This is a genomic window from Blautia wexlerae DSM 19850 (assembly GCF_025148125.1).
In the GTDB taxonomy this organism is placed as follows: Bacteria; Bacillota; Clostridia; order Lachnospirales; family Lachnospiraceae; genus Blautia_A; species Blautia_A wexlerae.
Genome location: NZ_CP102267.1, coordinates 2,573,646 through 2,597,597, shown reverse-complemented (window position 1 = coordinate 2,597,597; position 23,952 = coordinate 2,573,646). Strand labels below are relative to the sequence as shown.

Below are 23,952 nucleotides of genomic sequence, written 5' to 3'. Positions count from 1 at the left end.
AAGGGGGAAGAAAAGATGAGAATAACAGACCTGCTTGACAGACGAAGCGTATCGTTAACAGCTGCTCCGAAAACAAAGTCAGAAACTCTGGATATGGCAGTTGATCTGATGGTAAAGAGTGAGAAGATCAGCAATCGTGAGGCTTATCGTAAACAGGTATATTTAAGAGAAGAAGAGAGCACAACAGGTATTGGCGAGGGAATTGCTATTCCTCATGGTAAATGTGATGCAGTTAAGAAGCCGGGACTTGCGGCAATGGTCATCAAAAATGGTGTAGAGTTTGAGGCACTGGATGATGAACCTGTAACCTTATTATTCCTGATCGCAGCGCCGAATACAGAGGATAACATTCACCTGGATGTACTCAGCAAGCTCTCTGTGATGCTGATGGATGAGGAGTTTACAGAATCTCTTCGCAATGCATCGTCTGTAGATGAGTTTATGGATATTATTGACAGGGCAGACAGTGAAAAGAAAGATATTGATGAGAGACTGGCAGATACCGGATCAACAGAAGGAACACAGGCTAAGATCCTTGCTGTTACTTCTTGTCCTACCGGTATCGCACATACGTACATGGCAGCAGAAGGAATTGAAAAAGCTGCAAAAGCAAAGAACTGTTTTATAAAGATCGAAACCCGCGGATCCGGCGGTGCAAAGAATGTGCTGACAGATCAGGAGATTGCTGATGCAGACTGTATTATTGTCGCAGCAGATGCCAAAGTTCCCATGGAACGTTTCGATGGTAAAAAAGTGATCGAATGTCAGGTATCCGACGGAATCAGTAAAGCAGATCAGCTCATTGACAGAGCAATCAATGGGGATGCACCGGTCTACCACGCAGCAGCCGGTTCCCAGACATCTTCTGCCGGTAACAAATCCGGTGGCAGTGTAGGACATAAGATCTATATGCAGCTGATGAATGGCGTATCTCATATGCTTCCGTTGGTTGTAGGCGGTGGTATCCTGATCGCCATTGCGTTCCTGATCGATGGATTAAGTGTAGATTTAAGTGCGCTTCCGGCAGATCAGAGAGCAAACTTCGGTACCATTACTCCGGTAGCGGCTCTGTTTAAAGGCATCGGTGGTACAGCATTCGGATTTATGCTTCCGATCCTTGCCGGATTTATTGCAATGGCAATCGGTGACAGACCGGCACTTGCACTTGGTCTGGTAGGCGGTATGATGGCAGCCAACGGTAAATCTGGTTTCCTTGGAGCTTTGCTTGCAGGCTTTGCAGCCGGATATATTATTCTTGGACTTCGTAAATTATGTGATAAACTTCCGGAAGCCCTGGAAAAGATCGCTCCTGTTTTAATCTATCCTGTAGTTGGAATCCTTGTTATGGGACTCCTGATGACATTTATTGTAGAGCCGGTTATGGGCGGTATCAACACAGGTCTGAATAATGCCTTGACAGGAATGGGAAGTTCTAGTAAAGTAATACTTGGCATTGTGCTTGGCGGAATGATGGCTATTGATATGGGTGGTCCGTTCAACAAAGCAGCATATGTATTCGGAACAGCTGCAATTGCAGCAGGTAACTATGATATTATGGCAGCAGTTATGATTGGCGGTATGACACCTCCCTGTGCAATTGCACTGGCAACACTGCTGTTTAAGGATAAGTTCACAAAAGAAGAGAGAGATGCAGGTCCTACCAACTTTATCATGGGTCTTGCATTTATCACAGAAGGTGCGATTCCATTCGCAGCATCTGACCCCCTTCGTGTACTTCCTTCCTGTATCGTAGGATCTGCGGTGGCAGGAGCGATTTCCATGGCATTCGACTGTACACTGATGGCACCACACGGTGGAATTTTCGTATTCCCTGTGGTTGGAAACGCAGTTATGTACCTGGTCGCACTGGTTGCGGGAACAGTAATCTCTGCAGTTCTTCTTGGTCTGTTAAAGAAGAAAGCAGCATAAGCAGCGAAATAAAAAAGCAATAACAAAAAATTAAAATAAAGAACATGGAGGATATCAAAATGAAAGAATTTAAGTATGTAGTTACAGACAACGAAGGAATCCACGCACGTCCTGCAGGAGAACTTGTAAAACTGGTAAAGGGATTTGAGTCAACAATCTCTATTGAAAAAGAAGGTAAAAAAGTAGACTGCAGAAAACTTCTTGCACTGATGGGACTTGGCGTTAAGAAAGGTCATGAAGTAACATTCACAATCGAAGGTGCTGATGAAGAAGCAGCATATGAAGCAGTGAGCAAATTCATGCAGGACAACCTGTAAATTTACGGAATAAAATAAGAAACTGACAGACAGGAGATGATGCATTCATCTCCTGTTTCTGTTATAATGAAATATCAGGGTCAAAAGGCAGAAAGTCGTTCGTGCTTGCACGATAAGACTTTTGAACTTGGGACCCGCCAAACATGAGGAAGTAGCGATTTACGAAGTAAATCTGCGGATTCCGAATGTTTGTAGAATTGCGGGAGCTACGAAGCAGCGGAGCAATTCGTAGATATCGGAGAAAATAATCAGAAGTAAACAATCAAAGCAAATATACAATGGAGGCAGGGGTACATGCTTACAGAACAGAGATTTGATATTATTCTGAAGCTTCTGGAAGAAAAAAAGAGTGTTACAGTAACAGAACTGAGAGAACTTCTGGATGCATCAGAGTCCACAGTGCGCAGAGACATTACTGCATTGGACAAAGCAGGAAAACTTACCAAGGTTTTCGGCGGTGCAGTAGCATTAAATCATAAAGTAACTGCCTATGAACCGACAGTAGCGCAGAAATCAGAATTAAATAAAGAAGAAAAGCAAAAGATCGCAAAATATGCAGCCAGCCTGATCACACCGGATGATTTTGTTTATCTGGACGCAGGAACCACCACTGGCCTGATGCTGGAATATCTGGCAGGTGTAAGAGCTGCCTTTGTCACCAATGCAGTATCCCACGCCCAGACTCTGGCAAAGATGGGAATCCGGGTTTATTTGATCGGAGGAGAACTGAAGAGTTCCACAGAAGCAGTCGTAGGCAGTCAGGCAATGCAGATGATCCAGATGTATCATTTTACAAAGGGATTTTTCGGAACAAATGGAATCACCAGAAGAGAAGGCTTCACCACACCGGATACCAGCGAAGCAATTGTAAAGAGTACTGCAATGAAGCAGTGCAAAGATGTATATATTCTGACAGATAAGTCAAAGTTTGGCGAAGTAAGTTCTGTGACATTCGGCGGGTTTACAGATGCTAAAATTCTTACAGAAGAAATTCCGGAGGAGTATCAGGATAGCAAAAATATTCTGAAAGTGAAATAAATAATTGACAGTATGCCGCCGGCAGACAGAGCAGGCAGGAATGATATTAAGATTGGAGAGATGTGGGATGAAGTTTGCGCATATTGGGGATTTGCATATTGGAAAAAGGGTGCATGATTTTTCCATGCTGGAGGATCAGAGGTATATTCTGGATCAGATGATGAAAATCTTTGCGGAACAGAAAGTGGATGGAGTTTTAATCGCAGGGGATGTTTATGATAAGACAGTGCCGTCGGCAGAGGCAGTGCAGTTGTTTGATGAGTTTATTACAGGACTGGCTAAAGCTGAGATTCCTGTGTACATGATCAGTGGAAATCATGATTCAGCAGAAAGGCTTTCCTTTGGGGCAAAGCTGTTTGAAAGCAGTGATATTTATATTTCGCAGGTTTATGATGGAGAGATGAAAAGGATTGTGTTAAAAGATCAGTATGGACCAATATCTGTATATCTTCTGCCTTTTTTGAAACCTGCGGCAGTACGCCATGCTTTGCAGAGGGATGACATTAATACTTATGAAGAGGGTGTTATGGCTGCTCTGCAGGAGTGTGAGATCGATACGACACAGAGAAATGTGCTGGTGGCACATCAGTTTGTGACCGGAGCAGACAGAAGTGACTCAGAAGAAACATGGGTTGGCGGTCTTGACAATGTCAGTGCGGAAGTATTTAAGGATTTTGACTATGTGGCACTGGGACACATCCACAGACCTCAGAAAATGGGGAGAGAGACCTTGCGTTACAGTGGGACGCCGCTTAAGTATTCTTTTTCGGAAGCAGATCATAAAAAGTCGGTAATGATTGTGGAGCTTCTGGAGAAGGGAAATGTGAGGGTCAGTACAGTACCTTTGATTCCCAGACGGGATATGCGTAAGCTGAGGGGAACCTATATGGATGTGACAGCGAAGGATCATTATACTGCTGAAAATAAGATGGATTATCTTCAGATTACTCTGACAGATGAGGAAGATGTGCCGGGGGCACTCCAGAAGCTGCGTACTGTTTATCCCAATCTGATGCGTCTGGAATATGACAATAAACGAACACGTGAGAACCGGGAGGTTCAGGCAGTGGAGGTTCAGGAACAAAAGTCAGAGCTGGAGCTGTTTGAGGAGTTTTATGAGCTGTTAAATAATGAACCTATGAAAGAAGAGCAGACAGAGTTTGTGGAAAAACTGATCCAGGATCTGAAGGAGGTGCGCGTATGAAACCATTGAAGTTGACATTATCTGCATTTGGTCCATATGCGGATGAGACTGTGATCGATTTTACACAGCTTGGAGGACAGGGCCTTTTTCTGGTGACCGGAGATACGGGAGCGGGAAAAACGACGATCTTTGATGGGATTACATTTGCGTTGTATGGGGAGACAAGCGGAGGAGTCCGGGAGGCATCCATGCTCAGAAGTAAGTATGCAAAACCGGAAACACCTACGTATGCGGAATATATTTTTGAATATAAAGATGCAGTGTATACAGTGAAGCGAAGCCCGGATTATGAGCGGCCAAAGACCAGAGGCACTGGAATGACTACCCAAAAGGGGGAGGCGTTGCTTACTTTTTCTGATGGAAGAGCTCCTGTGACAAAGCTAAAGGAAGTGAACCAGGCGGTTACTGAACTGATCGGACTGGATATGAAGCAGTTTACGCAGATCGCTATGATCGCACAGGGAGATTTCAGGAAATTGCTGCTGGCTGATACAGAGGAACGCAGCAACATTTTCAGAAAGCTTTTCCATACGGATATTTATAAGGTGATTCAGGAAAAATTAAAATTCGAGGCCGGTGGTCTGGACAAGGCGTATAAAGAGCTGTTGAGAAGTATCCGCCAGTATACGGAACAGGTCAGATATTCTACAGAAGATCAGCTGGGACAACAGTGGATATTGATGGAGAAGAATGGCTTTGAAGGAAATCTGGAAGAGAGTCTGGAAATTCTGGAGCAGTTTCTGAAGGCAGATAAGGATAACTTGAAAGCTGTAAATAAGCAGATCAAAGAGAATGATACAGAACTTGAAAAAGTAAATCAGCTTTTGGGAAAGGCTCATAAAGAAGCAGATGCAAAGGCAAGGAAGGAACAGCTTCTGCAAGAGAGAGAAGGATTGCTTCCACAGTTGGAACAGGCACAAAAAGATGCAGAAAATGGGGCAAAGGAACCAGAGGAGATCCAACGCCTGATACTTTCCATACAGAAAGAAAAAGAGAATCTGAAGCGTTATACAAATCTGGAAAATCTGCGCAGAGAAATAGAAAATGTTTCAAAACAGATTGAAAAATTGGCAATAGACAGTATTGCACTGCAGAATCGTCAGAAAGAAAAGAAAACTGTTCTTGAACAAAAACAAAAAGAATATCAGACAACAGACAGTGCGGAGAAAGAAAAAGCAGAAACAGATTTCCGGAAAGAGAAAATAGATACTCTTTATGCAGGAGTTTATAAGAACTGCGGAAATCTTGAGTTTCTTCAGACAAAAATCAGTGAACTGAAAATACAGTCCGGACAGGAAGAACAACTTGCGAAACAGATAAAAAAGGATTTGACTGATCTGGAAGAGAAAATTGTTTCCGGTGGGAATTTGGAAATCAAAGAGAACAGCCTGGTCGTATGTTTGCAGCAGATACAGAAAATAGAAGATCAGCAGAAACGGTATCAGGATCTGGAAAAGAAAGCAGAAAGCAAAAAGAAGGCTTATCTGACCGCTTCTCAGAAACGGGCAGAAATAAAAGAAATCCTGAACAAAATGGAACAGGCTTATCTGGATGGGCAGGCGGGGATATTGGCAGCAGGACTTCAGGATGGAATGCCGTGTCCGGTATGTGGTTCTGTTCATCATCCAAAGCTTACGCAGACTCCGAAGGAAGTTCCCACAGAAGAACAACTGAAAAAACAGAAAAAGTTAACAGAAGCTGCGGAAAAAGCGGCATCTGACGCAAGTGTGCAGGCAGGAGAGGCAGCAGGACTGCTGCAGCGTTGCAGGGAAGAATTGACAGAAGGGTTTAAAAGCTATGCAGCACAGTTTCTGCCACAAGAGGAAACACAAGAAATACTTCGAAATGAACTTTCTGATCATGAATTATGTTTATTTATAAAAAATCAGGAAAGCAGCGTACAGACAGGATTAGAAGAAATCCAAAAACAGAAAAAAGTTTATCAGGATCTGTTGAAGAAAAAGGAAGAGTTCACCACACAGTCGGAGCAGCATGCAAAAGAATTTCAGAAATTACAGATCAGTCTTGAAAAGAGGAAGAGCCAGCTGGAGAGCATTCAGGAACAGCTGAATAACCAATTGAAGGAACCTGTACTTTCATGGATCTATGAAGAAGATGCAAGACAGAGGATGAAAACTGATCCGGAACTGTTACAGGATCATAGCAGTGAAACAGTGTATCAAAAGGAAACTGGTAATGTATCACAGGTTTTGCTGCAGGGAAAGAAAGCGGCAGAATGGCTAAAACAGCAGCAGGATATTCTGGAACAGAAACAAAAGGATCTGACAGCACTTCTGGAACAGAGAAAACTTCTGGAGATGCAGATTGGTAAGACTCAGACAGAACTTACAACGATCACAGACCAGATCAATCAGAATCAGCAGCAGACAGCAGCAGAGAAATCCAGATATGAGCAGCTGCAGAAGCAGAGAGAGAATATGGAAAAAGAGCTGGGTGAGAGGACAAAGGAAGAAATCCTGTCTCAGATCCAGCTTAAGACTGAGGAACAAAAGAAGCTTGAAATACATTATAAAACAGTAACAGAAGCGAGAGAAGTATTAGAAAAGAGAATGACAGAACTGGATTCGGTAATTGCATCTCTGACAGAACAGTTAAAAGAATCCATAAGTATTTCAGCTGAGGAACTGAATGCTCAGAAAGAAAACTTTGCACAGCAAAAGAAATCACTTTCAGAAAATCGTGATGAAATCCATGCCCGCCTGGAAATCAACAGTGACATGTATGAAAAAATCCGCAGACAGCAGACAGAACTTCTGAAAACGGAAACCCGCTGGAAGTGGATGAAATCTCTCTCAGACACTGCCAATGGTACGATCACAGGTAAGGCAAGGATCATGCTGGAAACTTACATCCAAATGCAGTATTTTGATCGCATTCTTGCGCGTGCCAATATCCGTCTGATGACCATGAGCAGCGGTCAGTACGAGTTAGTTCGCAGAAAAGAAAACAAGAGCAGGGTAGGGAAAACCGGTCTGGAACTGGATGTAGTAGACCATTACAATGGAACTGTCCGAAGTGTCAAGACCTTATCAGGCGGAGAAACATTTCAGGCATCTCTGTCTCTGGCACTGGGACTTTCCGATGAGATTCAGTCAAGCTCCGGTGGGATCCAGCTTGATACCATGTTTGTGGATGAAGGTTTCGGATCTCTGGATGAAGATGCCCTTGATCAGGCAATCCGCGCATTGAAGGATCTCAGTCAGGGAAGCAGACTGGTGGGGATTGTTTCCCATGTAGCAGAGCTGAAAGAACGTATTGATAAGAAGATCATAGTAACAAAGAAACGGACAGAAGATGGAGTTGGAAGTACGATCTGTATAGAAGGATGAGATTTTATGGAATTGCTCTGCTGCAAAGCGGCTCCCACAATTCTCAATAAGAAATAGAGTAGAAAAACAGAGGGGATACAGTATGTATATTCCTCTGTTTTTTGCGATTTAAAAAATTACTAAAAAGTTATATAAAATTAACTTGACAGAATATCAGAGATAGTATATATTAAACTATAGAGTTAGATGCAAATAACTTAAGCTACTGACCAATCTGTTGAAGGTCTTTTTGCAGCAGTAAATTCAAGCCTTACAGCAAACAAAAGCAATAAAATGTTTCGTAAAGCTTTATTTTTTAATAAATGGTTAGTGCATTCTAACCGATATTTTGTTATTGAGAAAGGAATCATAACATGCTGGAGAAATCTGTGATCGAACATTGTTCACCTACATTAGCATCTATTAAAACCGGAAATCTTTTTACATATAAATATGAATCTGAGGAAGAATTATGGAAAAGCGTAGAAGGTTTTAATGAATGTGTAAGAGAAAAAGGCGTTTCCCTCACAGTACTTCGCAGGAGTGAGAAAAAGGCGCTGATTTATGTCTGCCGGTTCTCAAGCCTTGAAAGAGATCTGAAGAAACCTGGTGTTGCGAATTTCATAAAGAAGTATGGGTATGAGAGTACAGATCCTGCATATGCACTTGAGAGACTGAGAAGCCGCCTGGCCCAGAGAGAAGATTTTCCTCATGAAATCGGATTGTTTCTGGGATATCCACTGGGAGATGTGATCGGATTTATCAAGAATGCAGGGCAGAACTGTAAATGTGTAGGTTGTTGGAAGGTTTACTGCAATGAATGTGAGGCAATAAAGGCTTTTGCCAGATTTAAGAAATGTACCAACGTGTATGTACGTCTTTGGAATCAGGGAAGAAGTGTACGCCAGCTGACAGTAGCTGCGTAAGGAAGAAGCTATATACAGTAATATAGCAGGGACGGAGAGTCCATTTAAGAATCAGTATAATAGAAAAGCCGTATGACTTTTTATTATAATATAAATCATGGCTTTGCGGCAAAGAAAAAGCAGAGCGAATTTAAGGAGGATTTTAATCATGAGTAAAGTAGCAGTTGTATATTGGAGCAGCACAGGAAACACAGAGGCAATGGCAAATGCAGTTGCAGACGGAGTTAAGGGAAAAGGCGGCGAGGCTGTTCTTCATACTTGTGAGGATTTTGACGGATCTAAAGTAACTGAATATGATGCAATTGCTTTTGGATGCCCGGCAATGGGAGATGAAGTTCTGGAAGATACAGAGTTCGAGCCGATGTTTGATGGATGTAAAGATGCACTCAAAGGCAAAAATATCGCTCTTTTTGGTTCTTACGGATGGGGAGATGGCGAATGGATGCGCAACTGGGAAGATTCCTGCAAGGAAGCTGGTGCAAACCTTGTATGTGAAAGTGTGATCTGCCAGGAAGAACCAGATGATGAAGCTACAGAAGCATGCAAAGCACTGGGTGCTGCATTAGTATAATTGAAATAAATATGAGAAAATAATGATTTACGTAATAAATCAGCGGGTTCTAAATATTTAAAGTGCGAAAAAGAGACTGTTTACATATTAAGATGTAGCAGTCTCTTTTATAGTTTTGCTAAATTAAGTAAGTCTCCTGCATTAATTACGAAGGATAATGAGCAGCGGATGGGAAATTACTTATACCGGGAAAAGTGCAAGCCTCTTCTTATAAACTGCGAGACAGTTATTTGGCGTAGAGCTACATAACGAAATCGGGGAATAGTATCGTACAGATAATAATCAAGTCAAAAGTGTTTCGTGTTCATGGAGCGTACGATATTCTCTTGGCGTACATCCATAACATTCCATAAAATATTTGGAAAAATAACTTAAATGATTAAATCCGCACAAGATAGCAATCTCTGTTATGCTTTTCTGCGTAGTGCACAGGAGACGGCAGCTGATCTTTAATCGGTAGGTATTGAGAAAATCCACAGGAGACTGCTGCATATAATGTTTAAATATTTGGCAGCATTTACTCCTTCCTACATGACCGGCGGCTGCAATATCCGTAAGAGATATTTTCTCAGGATAATGCTGATAAATAAAGGATACCATATCTTTCTGAATGTTCAGTTCCTGTTTGGACTCTGATTTATTTTTTGCAGCTGACAGCAGATCAGTGCGGATAAGAAAGCTCCATAGTTCCAGCATACAGCTTATAACACCTAATTCATAACCTGAATCAGAATCTTCTTTCAACAGGAGAACTTCCTGTAAATATCTGCCGACTTTCACCCCTGCTTCATCATTTGAGTAAAAATGATGAAATTCCAGGCTGGTGTTTTCGAAAAAAGGAAGAAAATATTTTTCCTGTAATATCTGGTTATTCCCAAACAAAGAAGGGTGAAACAGAATACAGAGAAAATAGCAGTCCTGTTGTTCAAAAGCATATCCGTAATGCATCTGTCTTGCATTGACCATCAGGGAATCACCTTCATTTAAGATAAGTCTTTTTCCGTTCACATAATATCTCATTCTTCCAGTGATAATATAGATCCATTCAATATCATCATGCCAGTGGCAGGGAGCACACATGTTATAATAAGAAGCAAGATGTGCCGCCCGGATATACAAAGGAATTCCGGCATGATCATAAGGAACTACTTCTGAAGAATCTGGCATAAGTTCTGTTCTGATTAATCCCATAAATTCACCTCGCGTACGATTTTTATAAAAAATAAGGACTATTCTGATAGATTACTGTATCTGAGAATACTATAATTATAACATCTGCAGATGTAAAAAATCAATCAGAGGGATATGATGGAATCAGAAAAAAGAATTTTTTACAGAAAGCTATGGGGACTGGTATTTCCAATCGCAATCCAGAATCTTATGACTGCGCTGGTAAGTGCTTCTGATGCGTTTATGCTGGGATTTGTCAGCCAGACATCATTATCTGCTGTTTCACTGGCAACACAGATACAGTTTGTGCATAATCTGTTTATGCTTGCCCTTACGATTGGCGCGACAACTCTGGCTGCGCAGTACTGGGGAAAAGGCGATACAGATTCAGTAGAGGAGATTCTGGCAATCGTTCTTAAAATTTCTATGGCTGTATCAGTTGTATTTTTTATAGCTGCAATGTTTTTTTCGGGATTTCTTATGAGAATATTTACGAATGACATAAGATTGATTCAGGCAGGAATTCCGTATCTTCGAATTGTGAGTGTTTCTTATCTGTTTATGGGATTTTCGCAGATTTATCTCTGTATTATGAAAAACAGCGGAAGAACTGCAAAGAGTACCATCTATGGATCAGTAGCGGTTGTGATTAATATTGGATTTAATGTGATATTTATTTTCGGGCTGGCGGGATTTCCTGCTATGGGAATTGCGGGGGCTGCACTTGCAACTACAGTTTCCAGGGCGCTTGAATTGCTACTGACTATTTATGAAAATATGCACCGTTCATTAGTATGTGTCCGACTAAAATATATCCGAAACAGCTCGAAGAAACTGAAAAAGGATTTCTGGCACTATACGACACCTGTTCTTGGAAATGAACTGGTCTGGGGATGTGGATTTACCATGTTTTCGGTTATTATGGGACATCTGGGCAGTGATGCGGTGGCCGCCAATTCCGTAGCAAATATTCTGAAAAATATTATCGCATGTGTATGTAATGGAATCGGAATCGGAGCTGGTATTATTGTCGGAAACGAGCTTGGAAAAGGCGAGATGGAACGGGCCACGGAATACGGAAACAGACTTTTTAAGCTTGCGGTATTTGCAGGCGCAGTTTCAGGGCTTATACTTTTGGCAGTGAGCCCGGTTTTAAGGATATTTACGGGCAGTCTCAGTGCACAGGCACATTCTTATTTAAAGAATATGATGTATATCTGTACCTATTATATGATAGGAAAGTCGGTGAATGCCACAGTGATTGCCGGTGTATTCTGCGCAGGCGGAGACACGAAATTTGGACTGAAATGTGATGCAGTAACGATGTGGGTGATTCTGATCCCGATAGGGATGATAACAGCATTTGTGCTGAAACTTCCGATCATGGTGGTTTATTTTATTATCAGCATGGACGAGATAATAAAACTTCCTGCTGTATATAGACATTACAAAAAATATAACTGGGTGAGAAACCTTACAGAACTCAATTAAATCAGAATATAAATGCTTGGAAATAGTGTAACTATTAAGGCTTCTGGCACATCATTTACAAAATAATGATGTGATAAGGTTGTGCAGGGTATTTAACAGTTAAAAATAAAAACGTAAAGGAGAAGATAACAAATGAATCAGAGAGAAAGAATGTTAAGCGGACTTCCGTACAAAGCGTGGTTAGATGGGCTTGAAGAGGACAGACAGGCATGCAAACAGAAGATTTATGATTTTAATCAGCTGCCACCATTCAGACAGAGTAAGGAAGCGCCTCAGATGATCAAGAATATTTTTGGAAAAACAGGCGAAAATGTCTGGGTGGAAGCACCATTCCACTGTGACTATGGCTGGAACATTGAAGTAGGTGAGAATTTCTATTCCAATTATAATCTGACAATCCTTGATGTGGGAAAAGTAACATGTGGAAAAAATGTTCAGATCGCGCCAAATGTCTCCATTTATACAGCGGGTCATCCGGTTCATCCGGACAGCCGTAATTCAGGATATGAATACGGAATTCCTGTAACAGTGGGAGATAATGTATGGATCGGCGGAAATACAGTGATTCTTCCGGGTGTTACCGTTGGAAGTAATGTAGTGATCGGTGCAGGAAGTGTAGTATCCAAAGATATCCCGGATAATACGATCGCAGCTGGAAATCCATGTAAAGTAATCCGCAAGATTACAGACGAAGACAGAATCTATTACTTTAAGAAACAGAAATTTGATGATGAGGCGTGGGAAGAAGTAAAGAATAAAAATAAATAGCAGAACTGACAGTTTGCCTATGCCAAAATCCCGAGACATACTTTGCGAAGCGTGTTGCTGTGAACGGAGTGAACAGTAATCAATTCCACAAAATACAGGTAAATAATAGACAGGAGATGATGCATTCATCTCCTGTTTATGTTACAATGAATATGATAAATATGGGAGTTGTTCAGTAATGGAGCAATTTGCAGATATCAGGGTGGATAGAGTGAATATACAGATGGAGGCAGAAGATGCTGACAGAACAGAAATTTGACATTATCTGAAAAAGGAGAGAGAAAATGAGTCTAAAAATTGAAAAGAAAAATGAAGGAACAAAAGATACGGTATTTTTGACCGGGAGATTAGATACAGCAACTGCACCTGAATTGGATACTTTTGCCGAGAAAGAGTTGATCAATACTCAGGAACTTGTATTGGATTTTGCAGGGCTTGAATATATTTCATCAGCCGGCCTGCGTGTTATTCTGAAAATGCAGAAATTTATGAATGTAAAAGGAACTATGAAATTGATTCATGTGAGTGATATCATACAGGATGTATTCGATATTACGGGATTTGCAGACATACTGTCAATCGAATGACTGTGGTTGTAAAGATACAGAACTGCACAGCGAAAAGGGGGATTCTATTTACCTGAACTGAATGAAGGAAGGAGAAGTGGATTTGAAAAGTATTACAGAAGAAGCAAAAATAGAGAATATAGCGGTAATTACAGATTTTGTAAATTCCATACTGGAAGCAAATGGATGTTCTGCAAAAGTACAGATGGAGATAGATATTGCGATAGATGAGATATTTGGCAATATTGCCTATTATGCTTATACGCCAAAAACTGGAGAGGCAACTGTACAGGTTGAAATAAAGAATTTTCCTGAAAGACTGGAACTGACGTTTATAGACAAAGGCATTCCTTATAATCCATTAGAAAATAAAGATCCGGATGTTACCCTGGATATAGAAAAAAGAAAAATCGGGGGGCTTGGAATTTTTCTGGTTAAGGAAATGATGGATGAGGTTTCATATGAATATGCAGACGGGAAAAATATATTGAAATTAAAAAAGAATTTATAGATTTCATACATTGTAAGTGTATATTGCTATTCATGAACTTTTGAATAACTGCGCGTCGCATTATAGTTACTGTGGAGTGGACTGCAGCGATTTATGTGCTCATATGTTGCAAAATGACAGAAAAGAGGAGTTTTTGCGCATGACAATTCGGAAAATGTATGATATGATGAACTTATAAATATCAATTTGTAACTGTAAAAATATTATATTGTAAAAAAACACACACAATTACCCGCAAAATAAGAAATTTAGACGCAAGATTGTTCGAGAAATCAACTTGTCGGCACACTAACAGGAAATATGGGTAGAAAATATCTGTAAGAAATATGTATAAAATAATATGTAATCAGGAAGGAGATATAAATTATGGGATTGATCAAAGCAGCAGCCGGTGCATTTGGCGGAACAATGGCAGATCAGTGGAAGGAGTTTTTTTACTGCGATGCAATAGATAAAGATGTTCTGGTTGTAAAGGGTGAGAAGAGAGTAGGCGGACGTTCTTCCAACAAAAAAGGCAGCGATAATATTATTTCAAGCGGTTCCGGAATTGCTGTTGCAGATGGTCAGTGTATGATCATCGTAGAACAGGGAAAGGTTGTGGAGGTTTGTGCAGAACCCGGACAGTTTACCTATGATGCATCCACAGAACCAAGTATTTTTGCCGGAAGTCTGGGAGAGGGGATCCACAGGACTTTTGATACAGTAAAGAAGCGTTTTACATTTGGCGGCGATACAGGCAAAGACCAGAGGGTTTATTATTTTAATACAAAAGAACTGGTAGATAATAAATTCGGAACAGCAAATCCAATCCCATTCCGGGTAGTTGACAGAAATATCGGTCTTGACATAGATGTATCTGTGCGCTGTAATGGAGTATATTCTTATAAGATTGTCGATCCGCTCCTGTTTTATACAAATGTGTGCGGAAATGTTGAACAGCAGTATGACAGAGAAGAAATTGAAGTTCAGTTAAAGACAGAATTTGTAAGTGCTCTTCAGCCTGCATTTGCAAAAATCTCAGAACTTCAGATCCGTCCAAGTGCCATTCCGGGACATGTTCTGGAATTATGCGATGCCATGAATGAAGCCCTTACGAAAAAATGGCAGCAGACCAGAGGTCTTGCGGTTGTTTCCATTGCCATGAATCCTGTGACTCTTCCGGAAGAGGATGCACAGCTTATCAAAGATGCACAGAAGAATGCCATTCTCAGAGATCCGACTATGGCAGCAGCGACACTTGCCGGTGCTCAGGCAGATGCAATGAAATCAGCAGCCTCCAACACTGCAGGTGCTATGACCGGATTTATGGGAATGGGCATGGCAGGCCAGGCAGGTGGAGCGAATATGCAGAATCTCTATCAGATGGGGGCACAGCAGCAGGCAGCACAGCAACAGGCAGCACAGAATATGCAGCCGGCATCCGGGGCAGGAACATGGAAATGTGAATGTGGTGCAGAGAATACAGGAAAATTCTGCTCTGAATGTGGTAAACCGAAACCGCAGCGGGAAGAGTGGATATGCAGCTGCGGCGCAGTAAATACCGGTAAATTCTGTTCTGAATGCGGAAGCCCAAGACCGACCGGAAAGTGGACATGCAGCTGTGGTGCGGTAAATACAGGAAAGTTCTGTGCAGAATGTGGAAAGCCAAGACAGTAAAATACAGCAGGGGGAGAAATGTCTATGTCTGATCTGAGAGAATATAAATGCCCTGCCTGTGGCGGTGCAATAGAATTTGACAGTAAGTCCCAGAAAATGAAGTGTCCATACTGTGATACAGAATTTGAACTGGAAACATTAAAAGAACTGGATGCGCAGATGGAGCGTGAAGCCGGACAGCAGGATGATCTGTCAGGATGGCAGACAGATGCCGGTGGAGAATGGCAGGAAGGTGAGACAGATGGAATGAATGTCTATACCTGTCAGTCCTGTGGTGGTGAGATTATCGCAGATGAGAATACAGGAGCATCAAATTGTCCGTATTGTGGAAATCCCGTAATTATGACAGAGAAGTTTAAAGGTGCATTAAGGCCGGATCTGGTGATTCCGTTCAAATTGGATAAGAAAGCGGCAAAAGAAGCATATTACAGGCATATTAAGGGAAGAACATTTTTGCCAAAAGCATTTCGCAGGGAAAATCATATTGATGAGATTAAGGGGCTATATGTTCCGTTCTGGCTTTTTGACGGGGATGTTGATGCTGATGTGCGTTATAAGGCGACAAAGGTAAGAATGTGGAGTGACCATGATTATGATTATACGGAGACCAGCTACTATTCTGTGGAGCGAAGCGGAGAGATGACATTCGTTTCTGTACCTGTAGATGGATCAGAAAAGATGGCAGATGATTTGATGGAATCCATTGAACCATTTAAAATTTCAGAGTCTGTGGATTTTCAGACCGCATATCTTTCCGGATATCTGGCAGATAAGTATGATGTCAGTGAAAAAGAGAGCATCAACAGGGCACATGACCGTATGAAAAAGAGCGCAGAGGAAGTACTGGCAGATACAGTGAAGGGTTATGCTTCTGTTGTTCCCGAAAATACAAACGTAAATATTTCAGGCGGAAAAGCACAGTATGCACTGTATCCGGTATGGATTCTGAATACAACATGGAAAGATAAGAAATATATATTTGCAATGAACGGACAAACCGGAAAAATGACAGGAGACCTTCCGATTGACAGGGGAATTTATTTGAAATGGCTTGCCGGACTGACCGCTGTATTTACGGTTGTTTTGTGCCTTGCCGGACTGCTGATTTTTTAGGGGAGGACGAAAGATATGCTGAAGAAAAAGATCATACCTGTATTTCTGGCTTCTGTCCTTACTGTATCAGGTACAACAGGATTTGTGACGGAAGCATTTTCAGAAAATGTTTATGCAGCAGAAGAAGTGCATACAGAAAGGCTGGCAGATTTTGCAGATCTGTTAGATGATGGGCAGGAAGAAGAACTGGAGGCGAAACTGGATCAGGTCAGCGAGGACTACGGCTGTGATGTTGTGGTTGTCACAGAGGAGACTCTGGATGGTGCAGTTCCGCAGGATTATGCAGATGATTTCTTTGATTATAATGACTATGGCATGGGAGAGGACAAGAGTGGTATATTGTTTTTGATAACCATGTCAGAACGTAAGTGGTGTATCTCCACACATGGAGAGGCTATTCAGATTTTTACTGATGCAGGACAGGAATATATGACGGACAATTTTGGGTCATATTTATCCGATGGTGAGTATTATGAGGGCTTTATGAAGTTTGCTGATCTGTGCGAAGAATTTATCATTCAGGCACAGAGCGGAGAACCGTACGATGTAGAAAATCTGCCGGAGGAAACCATCCCTTTTTATATGATATTTCTCATTTCGCTTGTGGTCGGATTTGTGATCGCGCTGATCGTAACCGGAGTAATGAGAAGCCGGATGAAGACTGTACATATGAAGCCGGATGCAGCAGATTATATGAAAGACGGAAGTCTTCATATTAACAGAAGCCGGGATATATTTCTGTATCATCAGGTCACACGTACGGCGAAGCCGAAGGAAGAGAGTTCCGGTGGCGGTGGAAGCAGTACCCATACAAGTTCTTCGGGTGAGACGCATGGGGGTTCCAGTGGATCATTTTAATTGACTGGCATGACATATAAAAATCCTGATCTTTTATATTATTTTATGGGATAACCATAAAATGACAGGAAAGATTGGGATTTTATTTTGCGTAAAATTACGGATACCGGTTGCAAGACATCAGAGAATATGATACAGTACAAGGTGGTTTGTTTTGTGTAGAGACAGTTGTCCGGCAAAAAGAAAATAAACTGCGAAGCGGATTGCAAATATCCGCCTGACGATAACAGATTTCTGCACAAAAGAATTATAAAATGAAATAAAAAACAGAAATAATGGAGAGGACATGAAAAAATACGTTGATAATTTTATGCAATACCGGTTTCTTCTGTCAGAACTGGTAAAAAAAGGGATTAAGCTGAAATACAGACGTTCTTATCTGGGAATGATATGGTCTATGCTGGAGCCGCTGCTTACCATGATTGTGCTTACAATTGTATTTGGTACTTTGTATGGAAATACAGACAGGACCTTTCCTGTATATATCCTGACCGGACGACTCCTGTACAGTTTCTTTTCACAGTCCACCAAGGCCGCTTTGAAATCTATACGTCAGAACTCGGCAATGATCAAAAAGGTATATGTACCCAAATATTTGTATCCGCTGTCCAGTGTGCTTTTTAACTATGTGATTTTTCTGATCTCACTGATCGTACTGGCAATGGTGAGTGTAATACTTGGTGTAAAGCCTACGTTCTATCTGCTTCAGGCACCAATCGCACTGATACTGATTCTTGTTATGTCATATGGATGCGGAATGATTCTGGCAACAATAGGTGTATTTTTCAGAGATATGGAATATCTCTGGTCTGTAGCACTTATGCTGGTTATGTATACATGTGCGATTTTCTATTATCCTGAAAAGCTTTTGAAGAGTGGATGGGCATGGATACTGAAATATAACCCATTGTATTGTGTGATTGATATTTTCAGATGTTCAGTATTTGGAAAAGCGATGAATATTCATTATTTTGCATATGCACTTATCTTTTCCGTTGTGGCAATGGTGATTGGATTATTCTGCTTCAAGAAGAAACAGGATGATTTTATTCTTTACATCTGAGAACTGAGACAGAAAGCTGCAGGGCAGCGGAACGAATTATTTTTGAAAAATAAGGAGAAAAAATGAGCAAACAACCAGCGATTATTGTTGATAATGTGAGTATGAAATTTAATCTCAGCAAAGAGAAAGTAGACAGTCTGAAAGATTATATTATCAAGTCAATTAAAAAAGAGATTAAATATAATGAATTCTGGGCTTTGCAGAATGTGAGCTTTACAGTGGAAAAAGGAGACAGGGTAGGAATCCTCGGACTAAATGGTGCAGGAAAGAGTACTCTTCTTAAGGTTATCGCAGGCGTTTTCAAACCAACAGAAGGTTCAGTTACAAAACATGGGAAGATGGTTCCGCTTCTGGAACTGGGTGCAGGATTTGATCAACAGTATACAGGAAAGGAAAATATTTATCTTTACGGAGCAATGCTTGGATATTCCAAAGAATTTATTGATGAGAAGTATGATGAGATCGTGAAATTTTCCGAATTGAAGGATTTTATTGATGTGCCGATCAAGAACTATTCATCAGGTATGAAATCCAGACTTGGATTTTCGATTGCTACAGTGGTTTCTCCCAAAATTCTGATATTGGACGAGGTATTATCTGTAGGTGATGCGAAATTCCGTAAGAAGAGTGAGAAGAAAGTACTCAGCATGTTTGATTCGGGTGTAACAGTGTTGTTTGTCTCTCATTCTCTGGCGCAGGTTCAGAGAATCTGTAATAAGGCGATGATCCTTGAAAAAGGAAAACTGATCGCTTACGGAGATATTGATACGATTTCTGAACAGTATGAGAAAATGACTAACTGACAGGGACAGACAGAGATATCTGTCTGACAGAGAAAAAATTTAAGAAGTCAGAAATATCCGGAGGAGTATATGACAAACGGATTAAAAAAAGAAGATTCAGCAGCTTTAAAAGGTCTTGCAGTGTTACTGCTGATCTTTCACCACTGCTACCGTCTTGCAGACAGAATCGAAAGATATCAGGTGGATCTGTGCGGGCTGACAACAGAACAGCTTGTTGCTATTGCGGAATGCTGTAAAATCTGCGTGGCAATATTTGCATTTGTATCCGGTTACGGGCTGATGTATGGATATTCGGCTAAAATGAAAAATAAAGAAAAGTATGCAGTATCAGAATGGATATCCGGACATCTTCTTTCCACTATGTCCGGATTCTGGTTTACTGCAGCTGTATCCTATCTTATTTACTTTGGACTTGGACTTAAGGATCCGAGCAAGTGGGGAGAAACCTTTTATGAAAGAGGATTCGCCGTATTTGCAGATATACTGGGAATCTCCAGACTTTTGGAGACTGAAAGTCTTAACGGGGCATGGTGGTATATGAGTGCTGCGTTTGTATTTATTATATTGCTTCCTCTGTTAGATGGGACGATTGAGAAATTTGGAGGCATATTCTGTATTGCAGTTATCTTTTTGCTTCCGAGAATTTTAGGTATTGGATTTCAGGGAGGCTCAAAGCCATATTCATTTCTTTTGATATTTGTGGCAGGAATGTTATGCTGTAAATATAATTTCTTTCAAAAATTGCATGAATACAGGCGGAAAAAATTAAAATTCATCTGTTTGTCTGCTTTACTGTGTGCCGGCCTTTTCCTGTACCATAAAATCGACCTGAAAATTTTCTGGGAATTCCGGTATGCACTTGTTCCATTCCTGCTGATTCTCTTTTGCGTTGAATATTTGTTCAGGATTACGCCTGTATCCTTGTTCCTTCAGTATCTGGGCAAGCATTCCATGAACATTTGGCTGGTACATACATTTGTGAGAGATTCTCTGGGAAAATATGTATTTGCATTAAAAAAATTCTGGCTGATTCCTGTTGCAGTTCTTGTGATTTCGCTGGGAATCAGTTACTGCCTGGATTTTCTTAAGAAGATTACAGGATATCAGAAACTGATACGGCTGTTAAAGAAAAAGGTGACGGAACATTATGCGGTACGGGAATGATTTTTCGAGAGAATCGCAATAGGATTCAGAGTGGACAATAGTGACGGATGGGAGAGCGTATCATGAAAATACTGCAGATTGGAATGGGAAATGTTGCCGGAGGTCTGGAAGCATTTGTGATGAATTACTATAGAGTTCTGGTGCATATGGATATACAGTTTGATTTTGTGTGTATGTATGATAAAATTGCATATGAAGAGGAAATCAGGAAACTGGGTGGAAGGATCTACTATATTCCAAATGTAAAAAAGAACTATCAGGGCTATATAAAAGAACTGAAAAAAATATTAAAAGAAACAAAATATGATGCAGTACATGTAAATATGCTTTCAGCTGCAAATATTGTTCCGTTACGTGTGGCTCATACAATGAAAGTGCCAAAGATAATTGCGCACAGCCACAGCTCTTCCTGTCCCGGACTGATCAGAAAAATCATGGACAACTGGAACAGACCAAAGATTGCAAAATATGCTACTGACAGGATTGCATGCGGAGAAATGGCGGGCAGGTGGCTGTTTGGAGATAAAGCTTTCCAAAGCGGTCAGGTTACGTTGATCAATAATGCCATTCAGGCAGAGAAGTTCAGTTTTTCAGAAAAAGACAGAGATTCACTCAGAAAGGAACTGGGATGGGAAAATAAAACAGTGATCGGTCATGTAGGAAGATTTGATATTCCGAAGAATCATGACAGAATGCTTGATATTTTCCAACAGATTGTTTCCGAAAAAAAAGATGTGATGCTGTGTCTGGTAGGTCCAAAGGAAGGTCTGTACAAAGAGATAAAAGAGAAAACAGTGCAGAAAGGACTGGAAGATAAGGTATATTTTGCCGGTAAACAGGAGAATATCCGCAGGTATTTATCTGCTATGGATGTTTTTCTGTTTCCGTCTGTTTTTGAGGGTGTGCCATTTGCGCTTATTGAAGCCCAGGCAAATGGACTTGCCTGCGTAATGTCAGAGGCGGTGTCTGAGGAGGCAGTTGTTTTTCCTGAGAGAGTCAGACGGCTGTCACTTGACAGAGATAATATACAGTGGGCGGCAGCAGTGATGGCAATGAGTTCTATGAACAGAGAAGCGGCTGATCTGATAAAGATGCGGCTGTCAGATGCGCATTTTAACATTGAGACAGAGGCAAAACGTTTGAAAGATTTATATTATCATACGAGGTAAATTACAGATGGACAAGATTGATTTTGTATTGCCATGGGTGGATGGATCAGACTCAGCCTGGATAAAGCAGAGAAATGAGTATCTGGGAATTAAAAATGACCAGACACAGGACAGCAGATTTCGGGACTGGGAAAATCTGCAGTACTGGTTCAGAGGTGTTGAAAAATTTGCTCCATGGGTGAATCATATATATTTTGTGACATGGGGGCATATCCCTTCCTGGCTGAATACAGATCATCCGAAACTGACAGTTGTAAAACACGAGGATTATATTCCGAAGCAGTATCTGCCCACATTCAGCAGTCATCCCATTGAACTGAATATGCATCGGATCCGAGGTTTATCCGAACAGTTTGTATATTTTAATGATGATACCTTCATCATAAATAAAATGGAACCGGAAGACTTTTTCAGAAATGGTCTTCCAAGAGACTATTGTATAGAAACAGCGTTGGTACAGGATGATATCAATAATCCGTTTGCCTGCATTCTTATGAACAATGCGGCACTTGTAAATATGCATTATTCAAAGAGAGAAGTGATTGGCAGAAACTGGAAAAAATGGTTTCATCCTGCATATGGAAAAATGGTATTCAGAAATATGCTGATGCTTCCGTACAGGGAGTTTTCCAGTTTTAAATATTCTCATATCTCAAGCTCTTTTTTGAAGAGTACCTTTGAAGAAGTGTGGAGGGAAGAAGGCGAAGTGCTGGACAGAGTATGCAGGACACGATTCCGTTCTCCGGGGGATGTAAATCAGTATGTGATGAAATACTGGCAGTATATGGAGGGAAAATATGAACCTCAATCACCAAAAATCGGGAAATTTTTTACCATAGGTCTTCACGACCGGCAGATACATGATGTACTCAGAAATCAGAAGTGTAAAATATTGTGTATAAATGATACGGAAAATATAGGAGATTTCAGACAACAGAAAAGAAATATCAAAGATTCTTTTGAGAGTATCCTTCCCGAAAAGTCTGCATTTGAATTATCTTACAAAGATTCCGGAGGCATGTATGACAAAAAGTGCGATTAAAAAATATACGGAAAGGCTGGGCTTTTTCGGAATGATCCTGCACTATATCGGTCGTTTTATGACAAAAACAGAGCAGCAGGTCATTGGAAAGCTGACTGTGCGTTTTGGAAAAGTAAAGAAAAACCGGCTTGTGTTTAAAAATCGGGAAATGATGGACTGCACAGATAATCCGGAAGCTTTTTATGAATATCTTATAAGTTCCGGGTATAATAAAAAATATGAGATCATCTGGCTGGTCTCTGAAAAAAGAAAATTCAGAAATCAGAATACCGGAAATGTAAAATTTGTAACTGCTGAAAATAAATATGGATGGAGCAGTCCGCTGGCATATTATTATGGTGCTACAGCCGGATTTTTCTTTTATTCTCATAACAGTGCAGGACTGAACAGGTATCGGTGTAAAGGACAGACAGTTGTAAATCTGTGGCATGGGTGCGGTTATAAAGATGCAGAGCAGGGAAAGAAAAAACAGAATATAAAGCCTGATTTTGACTATGCACTTGTTCCCGGACCGGTATTTGTGAAAACGAAATCCGGACTATGGAACTGCGAACCGGACAGGCTGTTAATGATGGGATATCCCAGATATGACTGGATGCTGCATCCGTCAATGAGTAAGGATGAAATTCTGGACAGTCTGTTCGGATGGAAAGGGAAAAAAGCTGTTCTGTGGATGCCGACTTTCAGAAAAAGTGATCTGGGAGGGTGTGCGGAAAATGAAATTGAGCTTCCCTGTCAGCTTCCGGCAATACAGGATATGAACGAGCTGAAAGAACTGGACAGTTATCTAAGGGAGCAGGAGATTATTCTGATCATAAAGAAGCATCCGCTTCAGACGGAATGGGATGAGAATGAACAGGAGTTTACCAATATACGTTATGTTGCGGAAGCCCTGTTGGAGAAAAAACAGATAAAACTTTATGAACTGATAGGGATCAGCGACGGTCTGCTCTCTGATTACTCGTCAGTGGCAGTAGATTATCTGCTGTTGGACAGACCGCTTGGATATGTGCTTGCGGATTACAATATATATAAAGAAAAAAGGGGATTTGTATTTGAAGATCCGCTGGAATATATGCCGGGTGAGAAAATCTATAATGCCTGTGATATCAGAAAATTTATGAAACATCTGACTGATGGAACAGACAGTTACCGGCAGGAGAGAGCAAAGAATCTGAAACAGATGCACAATAAAACAGAAAACTATTGCAAAAGGCTTGCAGATTATTTACAATTGTAGCTGTTATATGAATGCGAAGAGAAC

General features: G+C 40.9%; 21 protein-coding genes. 20 read left to right on the top strand and 1 reads right to left on the bottom strand.

The features are described 5' to 3' along the window. Positions 1-15 precede the first annotated feature (15 nt). From NQ550_RS11950 to NQ550_RS11920, 7 genes are all read left to right on the top strand, one after another. Complete coding sequence (locus NQ550_RS11950) at positions 16-1,929, top strand: PTS fructose transporter subunit IIABC (RefSeq protein ID WP_008703560.1); 1,914 nt, start codon at positions 16-18, stop codon at positions 1,927-1,929. A gap of 59 nt (positions 1,930-1,988) precedes the next feature. Next, complete coding sequence (locus tag NQ550_RS11945; protein WP_020993975.1) at positions 1,989-2,246, top strand: HPr family phosphocarrier protein; 258 nt, start codon at positions 1,989-1,991, stop codon at positions 2,244-2,246. A gap of 294 nt (positions 2,247-2,540) precedes the next feature. Continuing rightward, positions 2,541-3,284: a DeoR/GlpR family DNA-binding transcription regulator gene (locus NQ550_RS11940; RefSeq protein WP_008703558.1), complete on the top strand. Its 744-nt coding sequence runs from the start codon at positions 2,541-2,543 to the stop codon at positions 3,282-3,284. Positions 3,285-3,324: 40 nt separating this feature from the next. Beyond that, positions 3,325-4,488 (top strand): exonuclease SbcCD subunit D, encoded by a 1,164-nt coding sequence (locus tag NQ550_RS11935; protein ID WP_330366318.1) that lies wholly within the window; start codon positions 3,325-3,327, stop codon positions 4,486-4,488. Next, the gene (locus NQ550_RS11930; RefSeq protein WP_008703556.1) at positions 4,485-7,838 is read left to right on the top strand and encodes an AAA family ATPase; all 3,354 of its coding nucleotides are present in this window, start codon (positions 4,485-4,487) and stop codon (positions 7,836-7,838) included. Before NQ550_RS11935 ends, NQ550_RS11930 begins: the two co-directional genes overlap by 4 nt. Before the next feature lie 353 nt (positions 7,839-8,191). Beyond that, positions 8,192-8,743, top strand: coding sequence for a DUF3793 family protein (locus NQ550_RS11925; protein WP_008703555.1), 552 nt, complete (start codon positions 8,192-8,194; stop codon positions 8,741-8,743). Positions 8,744-8,891: 148 nt separating this feature from the next. Beyond that, on the top strand, positions 8,892-9,314 hold the full coding sequence (locus tag NQ550_RS11920; RefSeq protein WP_008703554.1) for a flavodoxin: 423 nt from the start codon (positions 8,892-8,894) through the stop codon (positions 9,312-9,314). Positions 9,315-9,596: 282 nt separating this feature from the next. Here the strand turns inward: NQ550_RS11920 and NQ550_RS11915 are convergent, their stop codons facing one another. Then, positions 9,597-10,505 (bottom strand): AraC family transcriptional regulator, encoded by a 909-nt coding sequence (locus NQ550_RS11915; RefSeq protein ID WP_025577099.1) that lies wholly within the window; start codon positions 10,503-10,505, stop codon positions 9,597-9,599. Positions 10,506-10,619: 114 nt separating this feature from the next. On the opposite strand from NQ550_RS11915, the gene NQ550_RS11910 reads away from it, so the two are divergent. From NQ550_RS11910 to NQ550_RS11850, 13 genes are all read left to right on the top strand, one after another. Beyond that, positions 10,620-11,975, top strand: a complete 1,356-nt coding sequence (locus NQ550_RS11910; protein WP_008703550.1) for an MATE family efflux transporter — start codon at positions 10,620-10,622, stop codon at positions 11,973-11,975. Between the two features lie 132 nt (positions 11,976-12,107). Further along, entirely contained in the window at positions 12,108-12,743 is a 636-nt protein-coding gene (locus tag NQ550_RS11905) for a sugar O-acetyltransferase (RefSeq protein WP_025577098.1), read from the top strand. 284 nt (positions 12,744-13,027) lie between these two features. Beyond that, entirely contained in the window at positions 13,028-13,330 is a 303-nt protein-coding gene (locus NQ550_RS11900) for an STAS domain-containing protein (protein WP_008703548.1), read from the top strand. Between the two features lie 61 nt (positions 13,331-13,391). Next, positions 13,392-13,820 (top strand): ATP-binding protein, encoded by a 429-nt coding sequence (locus NQ550_RS11895; protein ID WP_242859398.1) that lies wholly within the window; start codon positions 13,392-13,394, stop codon positions 13,818-13,820. A 366-nt stretch (positions 13,821-14,186) separates the two neighbouring features. Next, a complete protein-coding gene (locus tag NQ550_RS11890) occupies positions 14,187-15,476 on the top strand; it encodes an SPFH domain-containing protein (protein WP_008703546.1) in 1,290 nt (429 codons plus the stop codon). A 24-nt stretch (positions 15,477-15,500) separates the two neighbouring features. After that, on the top strand, positions 15,501-16,589 hold the full coding sequence (locus NQ550_RS11885; protein ID WP_008703545.1) for a TFIIB-type zinc ribbon-containing protein: 1,089 nt from the start codon (positions 15,501-15,503) through the stop codon (positions 16,587-16,589). Positions 16,590-16,604: 15 nt separating this feature from the next. After that, a complete protein-coding gene (locus NQ550_RS11880; protein WP_025577097.1) occupies positions 16,605-17,447 on the top strand; it encodes a TPM domain-containing protein in 843 nt (280 codons plus the stop codon). 286 nt (positions 17,448-17,733) lie between these two features. Then, positions 17,734-18,510 carry an ABC transporter permease gene (locus tag NQ550_RS11875; protein WP_025577096.1) on the top strand — a complete coding sequence of 259 codons (777 nt, stop codon included), beginning with the start codon at positions 17,734-17,736 and terminating at the stop codon, positions 18,508-18,510. Positions 18,511-18,572: 62 nt separating this feature from the next. After that, positions 18,573-19,313, top strand: coding sequence for an ABC transporter ATP-binding protein (locus NQ550_RS11870; RefSeq protein ID WP_008703540.1), 741 nt, complete (start codon positions 18,573-18,575; stop codon positions 19,311-19,313). 69 nt (positions 19,314-19,382) lie between these two features. Next, positions 19,383-20,477: an acyltransferase family protein gene (locus NQ550_RS11865; RefSeq protein ID WP_025577095.1), complete on the top strand. Its 1,095-nt coding sequence runs from the start codon at positions 19,383-19,385 to the stop codon at positions 20,475-20,477. Positions 20,478-20,539: 62 nt separating this feature from the next. Further along, positions 20,540-21,646, top strand: a complete 1,107-nt coding sequence (locus tag NQ550_RS11860; RefSeq protein ID WP_008703536.1) for a glycosyltransferase family 1 protein — start codon at positions 20,540-20,542, stop codon at positions 21,644-21,646. A gap of 7 nt (positions 21,647-21,653) precedes the next feature. Then, the gene (locus NQ550_RS11855) at positions 21,654-22,688 is read left to right on the top strand and encodes a Stealth CR1 domain-containing protein (RefSeq protein WP_025577094.1); all 1,035 of its coding nucleotides are present in this window, start codon (positions 21,654-21,656) and stop codon (positions 22,686-22,688) included. After that, positions 22,669-23,928: a CDP-glycerol glycerophosphotransferase family protein gene (locus NQ550_RS11850; protein ID WP_025577093.1), complete on the top strand. Its 1,260-nt coding sequence runs from the start codon at positions 22,669-22,671 to the stop codon at positions 23,926-23,928. Before NQ550_RS11855 ends, NQ550_RS11850 begins: the two co-directional genes overlap by 20 nt. Positions 23,929-23,952 lie beyond the last annotated feature (24 nt).